This is a genomic window from Rhizobium sp. BK661, assembly GCF_024808825.1.
In the GTDB taxonomy this organism is placed as follows: domain Bacteria; phylum Pseudomonadota; class Alphaproteobacteria; order Rhizobiales; family Rhizobiaceae; genus Rhizobium.
In genome coordinates, this window is sequence record NZ_JANTYT010000001.1 from 175,996 (window position 1) to 189,295 (window position 13,300).

11 protein-coding genes are annotated in these 13,300 nt (G+C 60.4%); 5 read left to right on the top strand and 6 right to left on the bottom strand.

Going from position 1 to position 13,300, the window contains the following annotated elements:
• Positions 1-11: 11 nt before the first annotated feature.
• The 3 genes from FHX16_RS00825 to FHX16_RS00835 are packed head-to-tail and all read right to left on the bottom strand — an operon-like array spanning position 12 to position 3,143.
• Positions 12-896 (bottom strand): carbohydrate ABC transporter permease, encoded by an 885-nt coding sequence (locus tag FHX16_RS00825; protein ID WP_183863288.1) that lies wholly within the window; start codon positions 894-896, stop codon positions 12-14.
• A complete protein-coding gene (locus FHX16_RS00830; protein WP_183753727.1) occupies positions 889-1,851 on the bottom strand; it encodes a carbohydrate ABC transporter permease in 963 nt (320 codons plus the stop codon). Before FHX16_RS00830 ends, FHX16_RS00825 begins: the two co-directional genes overlap by 8 nt.
• A gap of 5 nt (positions 1,852-1,856) precedes the next feature.
• On the bottom strand, positions 1,857-3,143 hold the full coding sequence (locus tag FHX16_RS00835) for an ABC transporter substrate-binding protein (RefSeq protein ID WP_183753725.1): 1,287 nt from the start codon (positions 3,141-3,143) through the stop codon (positions 1,857-1,859).
• 201 nt (positions 3,144-3,344) lie between these two features.
• Between FHX16_RS00835 and FHX16_RS00840 the strand changes: the two genes are divergently transcribed.
• Both FHX16_RS00840 and FHX16_RS00845 read left to right on the top strand, forming a co-directional pair.
• Positions 3,345-4,022 carry a TetR/AcrR family transcriptional regulator gene (locus tag FHX16_RS00840; protein ID WP_183863290.1) on the top strand — a complete coding sequence of 226 codons (678 nt, stop codon included), beginning with the start codon at positions 3,345-3,347 and terminating at the stop codon, positions 4,020-4,022.
• A 158-nt stretch (positions 4,023-4,180) separates the two neighbouring features.
• Positions 4,181-5,452, top strand: a complete 1,272-nt coding sequence (locus tag FHX16_RS00845; RefSeq protein ID WP_183863292.1) for a Gfo/Idh/MocA family protein — start codon at positions 4,181-4,183, stop codon at positions 5,450-5,452.
• On the opposite strand, the gene FHX16_RS00850 is transcribed toward FHX16_RS00845, so the two are convergent.
• The 3 genes from FHX16_RS00850 to FHX16_RS00860 are packed head-to-tail and all read right to left on the bottom strand — an operon-like array spanning position 5,449 to position 9,346.
• On the bottom strand, positions 5,449-6,459 hold the full coding sequence (locus FHX16_RS00850; protein WP_183863294.1) for a hydroxyacid dehydrogenase: 1,011 nt from the start codon (positions 6,457-6,459) through the stop codon (positions 5,449-5,451). The two genes, FHX16_RS00845 and FHX16_RS00850, sit on opposite strands and share 4 nt — an antisense overlap.
• The gene (locus FHX16_RS00855) at positions 6,456-8,312 is read right to left on the bottom strand and encodes a DUF2264 domain-containing protein (protein ID WP_183863296.1); all 1,857 of its coding nucleotides are present in this window, start codon (positions 8,310-8,312) and stop codon (positions 6,456-6,458) included. The genes FHX16_RS00850 and FHX16_RS00855 overlap by 4 nt, the downstream gene beginning before the upstream one ends.
• Before the next feature lie 14 nt (positions 8,313-8,326).
• A complete protein-coding gene (locus FHX16_RS00860; RefSeq protein WP_183863298.1) occupies positions 8,327-9,346 on the bottom strand; it encodes a LacI family DNA-binding transcriptional regulator in 1,020 nt (339 codons plus the stop codon).
• Between the two features lie 140 nt (positions 9,347-9,486).
• Between FHX16_RS00860 and FHX16_RS00865 the strand changes: the two genes are divergently transcribed.
• The 3 genes from FHX16_RS00865 to FHX16_RS00875 all read left to right on the top strand — a co-directional run bounded on the left by FHX16_RS00865 (position 9,487) and on the right by FHX16_RS00875 (position 13,259).
• Positions 9,487-10,776 (top strand): ABC transporter substrate-binding protein, encoded by a 1,290-nt coding sequence (locus FHX16_RS00865; protein ID WP_183863300.1) that lies wholly within the window; start codon positions 9,487-9,489, stop codon positions 10,774-10,776.
• A gap of 178 nt (positions 10,777-10,954) precedes the next feature.
• The gene (locus FHX16_RS00870; protein ID WP_183863302.1) at positions 10,955-11,977 is read left to right on the top strand and encodes a LacI family DNA-binding transcriptional regulator; all 1,023 of its coding nucleotides are present in this window, start codon (positions 10,955-10,957) and stop codon (positions 11,975-11,977) included.
• Positions 11,978-12,020: 43 nt separating this feature from the next.
• Positions 12,021-13,259: a sugar ABC transporter substrate-binding protein gene (locus FHX16_RS00875; protein WP_183753709.1), complete on the top strand. Its 1,239-nt coding sequence runs from the start codon at positions 12,021-12,023 to the stop codon at positions 13,257-13,259.
• Positions 13,260-13,300: the final 41 nt, after the last annotated feature.

Here is a 13,300-nt window from a genome sequence, read left to right on the forward strand (position 1 = left end):
CCGTAACTGCATCAGCGCTTCATGCCTGTCGTGGCGATGCCTTCGATCAGCAATCGCTGGAAAAACAGGAAGAAGAAGAACACCGGCACCAGCGTCAGCGTGGACATGGCGAACAGGCCGCCCCAGTCCGATGCGCTGGTCGAGTCGACGAAGGTGCGCAGGCCGAGCTGGATCGTGTAGGTGTTCATGTCGTTGAGGTAGATCAGCGGCCCGAAGAAGTCGTCCCAGGTCCAGATGAAGGAAAAGATCGCTGCGGTCGCTAGCACCGGCAGTGATAGCGGCAGCATGATCTTCCAGTAGATGCGCCAGGCACTGCACCCGTCCATCATCGCCGCTTCGTCGAGTTCGCGCGGGATGCCGCGGAAGAACTGCACCATCAGGAAGATGAAGAAGGCATCGCTTGCCAGAAACTTCGGCACGACCAGCGGCAGGATGGTGTTCACCCAACCGAGGTTGAGGAACAGCACATACTGCGGAATGAGCGTCACGTGGTACGGGATCATCAGTGTGCCGAGCATGATCGCGAACCAGAAGTTCCGGCCGGCGAAACGCAGCCGGGCAAAGGCGTAGGCTGCCAGCGAACAGGCAACAACATTGCCGATGACGGTCAGTACCGAAATGACCAGCGAGTTCCAGAAGAACCGGCCGAAGCTGATGTCGAGGCCGACCCAGCCGCGAAGATAGGATGAGAAGTCGATCGACGACGGAATGAGCGAGGTCGACGAGAAGATCTCGTTTTCCGGCCGAACCGACGCGGAGACCATCCACAGCAGCGGATAGAGCATCAGCAGCGAGCCGAGGATCAGCAGCGTATGGACCGTGATCGATGCCGGGAGGCTGCGCTTGGTGATATCGGAAGGTGGTGCCGCAACGGCCGATGTAATCCCGTTAGTCATCGTAGTGCACCCAATAACGCGAGGTCAGGAAGGAGAAGGCAGTGAAGACCGCGATGATCAGCACGAGGACCCAGGCGAGCGCCGAGGCGTAGCCCATGCGGAAATTTCCGAAAGCCTCCTGATAGAGATAGAGCGTGTAGAACAGCGTCGAGTTGATCGGCCCGCCTGTGCCGCCCGAGATGATGAAGGCCGGTGTGAAGGCCTTGAAGGCATCGATCGTCTGAACGACGGCGTTGAAGAAGATGACCGGCGTCAAGAGCGGCAGAGTGATCTTGTAGAACTGCCGGAACTTGGATGCGCCGTCGAGGCTGGCGGCCTCATACATATCGGTCGGAATTTGCCGCAGGCCGGCAAGGAAGATGATCATTGGCGAGCCGAACTGCCAAACGCTGAGCGCCACCAGCGTATAGATCGAATAGCTGGGATGTGAGATCCAACTCGGACCTTCGATCCCGAAATTGGCAAGCGCCGCGTTGACCAGGCCGTCGCGGGCGAAGAGCTGCCGCCAGAGGACGGCGATCGCCACGCTGCCGCCGAGCAGCGACGGCAGATAGAAGATGGCGCGGTAGACGGGCAGACCGCGCACACCCTTGTTAAGCGCCATCGCGACCAAGAGTGCGAAAGCGAGCTTGAACGGAACCGAGAGCACAACATAGGTCAGGGTCACCGACATTGCCGACGCGAACTTCGGGTCGGCCGTCGCGATACGCACGTAGTTGGCAGCACCCACCCAGCCCGGCGACTGCAACATGTCGAAGTCGGTGAAGGACAAGTAGAGCGAAATCAGAGCAGGTCCGAGGGTCAGCCCGAAAAAGCCCAGAAGCCAGGGCAATAGGAACAGGTAACCCGGCGCATTGGCATTCCACAGCCGCCGAAAACGGCTGTCTGCCACTGCTCCCTGGTAATGTTCCACTGCTACGGCTCCGCTAGCCGTCGTGCGCATCGCATTGGTCATAGGTTTCAACCTCGCGCGAGAATACGCGTGATCTCATCCACGAGCTGCTTGCCGCCATCGGCTGGCGCCACCTGGCCAAAAGCAACCTGCTCGGAAATGTTGCGCAAGGTCAGTTCGCCTTCGCCCGCGCCCGAGGGCGGCGGCGGCGGCAACTTGCCGGCAAGTTCTCCAAGTCCGGCGACATACTCCAGCGGAATTTTGCCCACTGCATCGAGCTTGCCAGCGACCACGTCACGCATGGCAGCGGACTCTGGAATGCCGCGCTCGACACCGAGCAAGACCGCAGCATCCGGATTCTGCACGAAGAAGTTGACATAATCGACCGCCTGCTCAAGCACCTTCGATTGCGACGACACCGAGAAGAACATCGATGGCTTGCGATAGTGCCCACCCTTGGAGTCCTTGGCGACCCGCATGTAGTTGGTAAGTGCGAGCTTGTCCTTGTTCATCTGCTGATAGGCAACGAACTGGTTCGAATGCGCGTAGCCGGCAGCCGACTTGCCGAGCGAGACAGTATTGGTCTCGATGTCGTTCTTGTCCAACGCCTGAATGTCGGCGGGGACGCAGGCGCCGCTTTCGCGGAACTTGTTCCACATATCGAACCATTCGGAGGCTTCCTCGACGCCGAAGGCAATCTTGCCGTCCGCCGTGTAGAGGGCCTTGCCGCGCTGGCGAAGGTAGTTTTCGAACAGGGGCTCGGCACCGCTGCCGTCGGCCATGCCGAACATGCCCTTCCGCTTGCCCGCCTTGGTCAGCTCGGCGGCCATCTTGCCGAACTCTTCCCACGTGGTTGCCTGGGTCGGCAGGTCTATACCTGCTTCCTGGAAGGCAGTGGTGTTGAGCACCGTTGCGGCCGAGTTGGCACCGAGGCTGACGCCATAGAGGTGTCCATTCACACTGCCGCCTTCGACCTGTGCCTTGTCGAAATCGCCCAGATTGAGCTTGGCCGGCATATAGGACTCAAGCGGTGCAAGCGCGCCGCGCCCGGCATACTCGACGATGTACCGATAATCCATCTGGATCACGTCGGGCGCGTTCTTGCCGGCAACCTGTGTTGCCAGGCGCGGCCAGTAGTCGCCCCAGCCGAGAAATTCGCCGGTGATCGAAACGCCGGGATTTTTCGACTTGTAGAGATCCGAGACCTTATTGGTGCGGTCTGCGCGCGGTTGCGAGCCCCACCAGATAAGGCGAAGTCGGGCATCCTCTGCGAATGCAGGGGCACCGAGCGCCGAAAGCGACAGGAGCGAAGCTCCCCCCGCCATGAAGCCACGTCTATTTATGCTGAACGTCATCTGTTCTCCTCCTCCCTTGGGGAACGCCTCCACACGTTCCTTGCTGGTTTCTCTTGCAACAAATAACTAATTGGTTACAAGCTATGGACAAGCGTTGAGGCTGTCAAGCGCTGATGTTGATGGTGCCGCTGACGCTTCTCGTTTTTACAATCTGTTCTCAACGTACTATGAGCGCAATGGGGAAATTGGAAAGGTGAGCCGATGGAAGGCGCCGGCAGAAATGGGCAAAAGAAGAGAGTAAGGCGTCAATCGCCCGAACGTGTCCTGCAGCGCGATCCGGAACGGACCCGCGCGGCAATCCTTGAGGCTGCGACCAAGGAATTTGCTGAGAACGGCATCGGCGGGGCGCGCGTCGACGCCATCGCCGAGCGTGCTGGCACAAACAAGCGCATGCTTTACCACTACTTCGGCGACAAGGAACAGCTCTATCTCAGGGTGCTGGAGGAGGCCTATGTCGGGATCCGCACCGCCGAACGCGAGCTCCATATCGGCGACCGCACGCCTGAGGAGGGCATTGGTGAGTTGGCGCTGTTCACCTGGCGCTATTTCCTGAAGCACCCGGAATTTCTCAGTCTGCTCGGAACCGAGAACCTTCATCGCGCCCGCTGGCTACGCCAATCGGTTCGGCTCAAGGAATTGCATTCGCATTTGATCGGAGAACTCGCCGACGTGCTGGAGCGCGGCAAGAAGGCTGGTGTCTTCATCGCCAATGCCGACCCGCTGAATGTTTACCTGACGATTGCCTCGCTCGGATATTTCTATCTGTCCAACCAGTACACGCTTTCGACGATTTTCGGCCGTGACCTGGCGGAGCCGGGCAATCTCAACGCCTGGGAGAGGCACATCGTCCACGTGACCCTCGCATCGATTTCCGCCTGATCCGTGAAATTCGCCATCGGCTATTGACAGGAAACCATCTCTGCCATCAGGTAACTGTTTAGTTACAGCTTTGCCATGAGCCGCGAATAGGGGGCGCAGCTTTCCTTGGTCAGGCATCAGGACGCTGTTCGTTTCATACGCATGAGGAGGATCATTCGATGGAGAAACGTCGCTTTGCTTTGATTGGAACGGGAAACCGCGGCACCACCATGTGGGGCAAGGAATTGCTTGCCGGCTGGCGCGAGCATGTGGATCTCGTCGCGATCGTCGACACCAACTCGCTGCGTGCCGAGCGAGCCCGCACGATGATCGGCAGCAATGCGCCGATCTACGAAAACATCGACGCCATGCTCGCTGAGCAGCAGGTCGATCTCGTCATCGTCTGCACGCCGGATTATACGCATGACGACATCGTCGTTCGTGCTTTGGAAGCCGGCATCGACGTCATTACGGAAAAGCCGATGACGACGGCTGTCGACAAGATCCGCCGTATCCTCGATGCGGAAAAACGAACCGGCAAGCGCGTGGACGTGTCGTTCAACTACCGCTACGCGCCGACGGCGGCCAAGATCAAGGAGCTGCTGAATGGCGGCGAGATCGGCCGCGTCACCTCGGTCGACTTCCACTGGTACCTCGATACGAAGCACGGGGCCGACTATTTCCGTCGCTGGCACGCCTATGCAGAAAACTCCGGCAGCCTTTTCGTGCACAAGGCGACGCATCACTTCGATCTCTTGAACTGGTATCTGGATAGCGACCCCGATGCCGTCACTTCCTTCGCCGACCTGCAGAACTACGGCCGCAAGGGGCCGTTCCGCGGCCCGCGCTGCAAGCTCTGTCCGCATACTGGCGAGTGTGACTATTATCTCGACCTCGAAGCCGATCCATTCCTCGATTCACTGTACGAAGACCCGTCGAAAATCGATGGCTACTTCCGCGACGGCTGCGTTTATCGCGAGGATATCGATATCCCCGACACGATGGTCGTCAGCATCCGCTACAAGAACAACGTCCATGTTTCCTATTCGCTGAATACCTTCCAGCCGATCGAAGGCCACCACATCGCCTTCAACGGCACGCATGGGCGCATTGAGCTCAGGCAATACGAAAAGCAGCCCTGGGAAACGCCTGACGAGGACACTATCCTGCTCGTCCGCAATTTCCCGAAAGACAAGCCGGCCGTCGAACGCATCGTCGTGCCGCATTCGGCGGGCGGCCACTACGGCGGCGACAACCGCATGCGCAACATGATCTTCAAGCAGGGGATGGAAGACAAGCTTGGCCAACGAGCCGGCACGCGTGCTGGCGCCATGTCGGTACTGTGTGGCATTGCGGCGCTCACCAGTTCGCGCACCGGCAAGGTCGTGAAGATCTCCGATTTGATGCCGGAGATCGTCGCCGCTGCACCGGCGAATTTGAAAGCCGGCTAAGCAATAAGTGCCAGGTCGCGGCGCAGGATCTGATATCGGAGCGGTTCGCCCTTGGTGAACCGCTCTATTTCATCGATTGCCATGTCCCCGAGGCGCCCGCGCTCGAGCCCCACTGCGCCGGCGATGTGCGGCGTCAGGAAGACATTCGGCAGATCGTAGAAAGCCGACCCCCTCTCGGGTATTTCAGGATCCGTGACGTCGATGATGGCGTCGATTTTCCCATTGGCGAGCGTCTTGAGCAGCGCAGCTTCGTCGATCAGGGCGCCGCGCGCCGTGTTGATCAGCGTTGCGCCGTCCTTCATCAGCGACAGCTCCTCTGCTCCGATCATATGACGCGTCGAGGCAAGAGATGGCGCATGCAGGGAGACGATATCGGATCGTGTCATCAACGTCGGCAGGTCGACCTTCTCGGTTCCGAGGCTTTTCGCCTCGACTACATCGACGGTGGGGTCGAAGAGAAGCACGTTGTATTCGAATGGTCGCAACAGCTCGATGACCCGTCGGCCGATGCGCGATGCGCCGACGATGCCGACCGTGCGGCGATAATTGCCGATCGCCAGCCGCTGCATCGCGTGCGTCCGGTGTCGGTCGCGATCCGCGACGTAAAGGTCGCGAAAGCGGAACACCTGCTTGCCGGCGAAGATGATTGTCGCAAGCGTAAACTCCGCAACCGGCACCGAGTTCGCTTCGGCGGCGTGCGTGACGGCAATGCCGGCATCGAAGATCTGCTCGTCGACGATTCCCTTCACGGTTCCGGCCGCATGGGCGATGAGCCGCAGCCGTGGTGCGGCCGCAAGCACCTCGCGACCGATATAGGGCGCCCCCCAACCGGTGATGAGGATGTCGGTCTCGGCGAGAACGCGGCGAGCACGATCGTCGCTAAAGCTCTGAAGCGGTGTAGGGTCGAGAAGATGGCCGATCTCCGCCAACCGGCGCAGCGCCTCGGCGTTCAGGACGTGCTCTGTTCGGGATGGCTGCATGGCAAGCGCGATGGACGGGTGCTTCATGGCATCTGCCCCGGTGCCTTGATGGCGCTGACCTCGATGCCGGCGCTCGCCACAAGGGCTTCAAGCTCCGCAATGTCAGGAGCCTTTGGTCGAGCAGCCCACGCGGCGGCTACCGTGCTTGTGTCGTTGGCGGCAAGGACCGCGGTCATCAGGATCGTCTGGCCTGCTGGAATTTCACCACGCAGCTGCGGCACCAGCGTCTTCGCAACGATCATGTTGGTGTTCGGCGGCGCCTTTTGTGTGACGCCGGTGCGCGGTGCCTGAGAGCCGAGATCGACAATTCCGCTGAAGTCAGCTTCCCCGACGGCGTAGGCGCTCGAACCGTCCGCGACAAGCGTATCGAGCTCGAAATCCCGGCGTGCGATCGCAAAGCCGCCTTCCGCGGTCTGCAGAGGCCGGGGTGTGTTGATCCGGTGGACGCGGATGTGCCATGGCGCTGCCGGCACCAGCCAAGTCTCGACGTCTACATCCTGGAATGGCGACCACTTGGAATAAAGAACATCACCAGCAAGCTTGGCCTCCCGGTTGGTCTCGCGAACACGGTAATGCAGGCCATCATCGCTGAAGGCGAGGGCTGAATCGAAGGCGGCGCCGGCGAAGTTGCGCTCGTCGGATTCGACGCTGAATCCGTAGCGGCTGGAATAGGCGAACTTCGCGTATTTCTCCGTGCCGAACCGCATCTGCAGGTTCTCCTGGCCGGAGGAAAGCGCGACGACGTCGCCGCCATTGCGCATCAGCACCATGCCGGGATGGCGCTGCGGCAGGACGCTCGCCGTTTCGACAGGCGGCTTTTCCGGCGCAGTCCAAAAGGGATGATCCTCGGCCAAAGCCAGCGGCAGGAACGCCTTGAATGCCCAATAGGGCGAACCGGCTGAATTGTAGTTCTCGGACATCAGCAGGTTGGGATAGCCGAAGCCGATCGACAGGATGCCGTCGCGGTTGGTCATCGGCTTGTCCTTCCACCAGCGCAGATGCTGCAGGCAGCGGCTCTTGATTTCGCCCCAAGGCAAGGCCTCAAGATCGGCGAAGGCAAGAGCTGACCAGAAACCGGCGCAGGCGAAGCGGTAGGTCAGGCTGCGGCCGAACGGAATCGTCGCACCATCCGAGCCGAACCAGTGTTTGAAGTCATTGGCGAAGAGGACAGCACGTTCGCGGTAACGCTCTGCGTAGTCGTCGTCGACGAGCTTGGAGTAGATCAGGCCGTAGAAATGCATGGCGAATGGAATGTAGTGGTCGATACGGCGAACATTGCCGTCACGGTACCAGCCGTCACCGATGTAGAAGCCCTCTAGCTCCTCGAGATATTGCTTGGTCAGGCTGCGGTCGAAATTGGCGCCGACGCGGTCGAGCGCGATGTCGACGAAGATGCGGAAGAATTTCCAGTTGTTGTCGGCATAGTCGAACTGCCGGGCATGCTTGAGATAGGCGACGACATTGTCGCGCGCCCGGCCGCTCAGCGGCTCCCAGACCTTCTCCGGCACCAGTGCCAGCGCGAAGCCGAGCGCCGCAAGCTCTACCATGCGCTGATCGCGACCGTTGACGGTCCCCCAATATTCAGGGTGTCTCGGGTCTGTGCCATTGGCGATGCCCTCGGCAAAGCGGTGCCATTCCTCGAAGTCGCCGCCACCCGCGCCAAACGGCGCCAATCCCCAGAGCGGCCGCGCAAAGCCTTCGAGATCCGCTGCCGCGCGATCGAAATGCGCAGCCGCGCCATCAAGCCGGACGCGGGCATTGCCTGCCGAAAAAAAGGGAAGCAGCGGATCGAAGAGGTCACGCAGCGCGCGCGACATGTCCTCGCGTGTCTTCAGCGGATTGTTGGCAAGCGGATTTGCACTGGCGGGGTCATAGGTCATCGGCATTGCTCATTTCAGGAGTTCGGAACGGTGCCGCCGCCAATTGGCACGACGGCATGGCAAATCTGGCGGGCAGGGGCATTGCGGTCCTTGAAGCGCGCAACAATAAGACTGACTGCCTCCCTGCCAAGCGCCATGCGATCGACGCGCATGGTCGACAGCGGTGGGTTGGTCATCAGCGCGCAGGGAAGATCGTCGAAGCCGACGATGGCGAAATCCTCCGGCACCCGCATTCCGGCCTCGGTTGCGGCTTCGAGAACGCCGACGGCGATGAAATCGTTCATGCAGAAGGCGGCAGTGAAGCCGACGTTCTCCGCGAGCACGGCGGACGTCAGTTCGTGCGCTTCGCGGGTTGCACTGCCATGGAAGGTCATCGACACAAGGCGTCCTTCCGCACCCTCCACCTCTGAAATCGCAGCTTTGAAGCCGCGCACGCGCTCGCGAATCGTGTTCCGGTGCGATCCCGTCAAATGTAGGATCCGGCGATGGCCGGCATTCAGTAGACGGGTCGTCGCTTCATAGGCACCGAAAAAGTTCGAAGGTGAAACGCCGTCGATCTTGAGCCGCGGATCGGTGCCGTTGACCAGCACCGTCGGGATCGCGGCGTCCTCGAACCAGGCGCGCAACTCGGCGCTCGGATCGATTCCGACGAGGAACAGCCCGCCGGCACCGGCCGTCTGCATATACTCATGGACCACGTCCGGCGTAGCCCTGTTCTCGCGGATGAGCCGCACCTCGAAGGGAAGACCGGCATCGAGGGCGCCGGCGCGCAACCCCTCGACGATCCCTTCGTAGAAGACACTCAGCCCGCCTGTTACCCCATCGCTGGCTATCAAGGCGAGAGTGCCGCGCAGCGGACCGCTCGTCGTGCGGGCCGAGTAACCGTTCTCGGCCGCCACCTTGAGAATGTGCTGGCGCACGCTTTCGCTGATTCCGGGCTCGTTGGCGAGCACGCGGGACACCGTGGATACGGAGACTCCAGCCATGGCTGCGATGTCGGCTTGTCTCAGTCTTTTGGTCTTCATCTCGTTCATATCGAGGAGATTATGCAAATAATGCAAATTTGCAAGAAAAAGATAATTTGTTGCATTGAGTATTTTTTTGCGTAATCTACGCCGCATAAGCCCACTAAGCCGTTGGAGGATGGCGGGGCGATGAAAGAGGAGGATGAAAGATGCAGGTCAATCGCCGTTCATTTCTGATGGGTTCTGCCGGTGTTGCTGCCGGTCTGGCCTTCGGCGCCGGAGGCTCGATCCCGGCTTTTGCGGAAGATTCGAAGCTTCGCGCGATGTGGTGGGGATCGAACGATCGTGCCAAACGCACGCTTGATGTCACGAAGCTCTACGAGAGCAAGAATCCCGGCGTGTCGATCGTCGGTGAGTCCCTGAGTGGCGATGGCTACTGGACCAAGCTGTCCACACAGATGGCTGGCCGCGCCATTGCCGACGTGTTCCAGCTCGAGCCGGGAACGATCTCGGACTACTCCAAGCGCGGTGCCTGCCTGGCACTGGATGAATTCGTACCCTCGACATTGAAGGTCGATTCGTTCGGCAAGGACATGCTGAAGCTGACGACTGTGGACGGAAAGCTTTACGGCGTCGGTCTTGGCCTCAACTCCTTCGCGCTGTTCTTTGACCAGACTGCCTTCGAGAAAGCTGGCATCCCGGTGCCGACTGCGGACCTTACTTGGGAAGAGTATGCCAAGCTTGCGGTCGAACTGACGAAGGCTGGCGGCAAGGACAACTACTGGGGCGGCCCTTACGGTGCGCGCTACACCTACGTCTTCGATGCCTGGTTGCGTCAGCGCGGCAAGAGCCTCTATGCCGACGGCAAGCTCGGCTTCAATGTGGACGATGCGACGGCGTGGTACACGTTCTGGGAGGATCTGCGCAAGAAGGGCGGCACCGTCGCTGCCGATATCCAGACGCTTGACCAGAACACCATCGACACGAACGCACTCGCGCTCGGAAAATCGGCAATGGGGATGGCCTATTCCAACCAGCTCGTCGGCTACCAGCTTCTTTCCAAAAATAAGCTCGCGATCACGCTCCTGCCGCGCGAAAAGAAGGGCGGCCCCTCCGGCCACTATTATCGCCCCGCATTGATCTGGAGCGTCGGTGGGTCTACCAAGAATGGCGAAGCTGCGGCCAAGTTCATCGACTTCTTCGTCAACGACGTCGACGCCGGCAAGATCCTTGGCGTGGAGCGCGGCGTGCCCATGTCGCCGGTCGTGCGCGAGGCGATTCTCCCCAACCTTAATCCGACCGAGCAGGCCACCGTGAAATATATTAACCTGCTGAAAGATCAGGTCGGCGAATATCCGGCACCGGCACCGCTCGGCTCGACACAGTTCGACCAGCGCGTTTTCCGTCCGATCGCCGATGAACTCGCTTTCGAGCGGACGACTCCCGCCGAAGCGGCGGCCCGTCTCCTTGAAGAAGGCAAGGCGACGATCAAGGGTTGATCGCATACACGTGGCTGAATTGGATCGCGGCAGTCGTAAAAACTGCCGCGATTTTCTTTGCTTTCGTGCCTCCTGGTCTCTCGATGACAATTGTATGATTTTTGATTGAGAAAACCTTTTCTCACTTGACGATCGGTTTGGGAAAAGCTTTTCTCATCGTCGAACAGGGAGGGGCGCGGTGAACGTCACTGGCGGAAAAAGAGGCCGGATCACCATTCACGACGTCGCAGCGGCGGCGGGTGTTAGTATCTCTACTGCGTCGAAAGCGCTGAATGAAACCGGGCGCATGAGCGCGGACACCCGGGAGCGGGTGAAGCGCATCGCCGGCGAGGTCGGGTTCCGTCCGAATGCGCTTGCCCGCGGCCTGCTGAGCAAACGCAGCTTCACGATCGGCCTGTTGACCAACGACACGTATGGGCGCTTCACGCTGCCTGTCATGGCCGGCATTTCGGAGGCGTTGCTCGATCACGGGGTATCGGTTTTTCTCTGCGCGATCGAAGACGATCCAGCGCTCGGTCAGATCCATGTCGACGCCATGCTGGAAAAGCAAGTGGACGGGATCATCGCCACTGGAAAGCGATTGGATCGACAGCTTCCGATCGATCTTTCGGACCTGCCTGTCCCCGTCGTCTACGCATTCACCGAGGGGGCATCCACAAGCGTTACCTTCCGCTCGGACGACGCGCAGGGCGCGCGGCTGGCGGTGGAATGGCTTGTGAAGATGGGCCGTCGTCGGATTGCTCACGTGACCGGGCCGGAGAGTTTCTTCTCGGTTCGCGAGCGCGCGGATGCCTATCGCGATGTCATTGGCGGCGAGGGCCTCGTCATGTTTGGTCACTGGGCCGAGGCCTGGGGTCACGAGGCTGTCGCTGAGATTTGGAGCAAGGAAGGCGAAAGGCCGGACGCGATCTTCTGCGGCAACGATCAGATCGCCCGTGGCGTGGTGGATGCGCTGCGCGAGCGTGGTCTACGCGTGCCGGACGATGTTTCCGTGGTCGGTTTCGACAATTGGGAGATCGTCGCCGGCCAGACGCGGCCGCCGCTCACCTCCGTCGATATGGAGTTGAAGGAACTAGGGCGTCAGGCCGGGTTGACGGTCCTGGCGCTGGCGGAGGGACGCCCGGTGGATCCGGGTGTCAGGAAATTGCCGTGCCGGCTTGTGGTGCGGCAGTCATGCGGGGCCCAAAACCCCAGGAGATGAGGAACCGGCGCGGAGGAGATGCGCCAATTTGGGAGGAAGTGCCATGATTAAGCGTCTGTTGGCTGCGACAAGCGTTGCCACCCTATGCCTGGTGTCCGGAGCGTCGGCCGCCGAGAAAGTCGAAATGTGGGTCCGTTCGGGCATCGGTGAGTCCTTCAAGAAGGTTGTCGAAGCCTACAATTCCAGCCACGAGAACCAGGTCGTTGCGACCGAGGTGCCGTTCTCGGAACTCGTCCAGAAATACGCAACCGCCATTGCCGGTGGGCAGGCGCCGGATGCCTTGTCGATGGATCTCATCTACAACCCGGCCTTCGCTGCTGCCGGACAGTTGGAAGACCTGACGGACTGGGCAAAGAAGCTGCCCTATTTCAATTCGCTATCGCCGTCGCACGTCCGCCTCGGCACCTATCAGGATCGCGTCTACGGTTTGCCGTTGTCAGTCGAGACCTCGGTCTTCGCCTGGAACAAGGACCTCTACAAGAAGGCAGGTCTTGATCCTGAAAAGGCGCCAGCGACCTGGGAGGAAATCACTGCTAACGCCGAGAAGATCCGTAAGCTCGGTGATGACACCTACGGCTTCTATTTCTCCGGCGGCGGCTGCGGTGGCTGCATGATCTTCACGTTCACGCCGCTCACCTGGGGTGCGGGTGCCGACATCCTGTCGGCCGACGGCAAGACGGCGACCCTCGATACCCCGCAGATGCGCAAGGCGGTCGACTACTATCGCGACATGGTTAAGAAGGATCTTGTCCCGGCAAGCGCTGCCAGCGACAATGGTGCCAACTTCCTGACCTTCACCAACGGCAAGATCGGCCAACAGAGCCTCGGTGCCTTCGCGATCGGCACGCTCGTCACCGAGCATCCCGACATCAATTTCGGCGTGACGCTCATCCCGGGCGTTGACGGCAATCCGTCTTCCTTTGCTGGCGGCGACAACTTCGTCATCACCAAGGGCACCAAGAAGATCGACGCCGTGAAGGAATTCCTCGAATACATCTACTCCATGGACGGCCAGAAGATCATGGCGAAATACGGCAGCCTGCCGACCCGCGGTGACATCGCCGACAAGGTGCTCGAGGGCCTCGATCCGCGGCTGCAGGTCGGCCTGAAGGCCATCTCGGTCGCCAAGACCCCTTATACGCTGCAGTTCAACGATCTGATCAACAGCGCCAACGGTCCGTGGGCGACATTCACCAACGCCGCCATCTTCGGCGACGATGTCGACGGCGCCTTCAAGAACGCGCAGTCGGAGATGCAGTCCATCATTGACAGCGGCCAATAATCTCCCGGCGGCCGTGGCCGGAGGGCGGTGGCAGTCCTCCG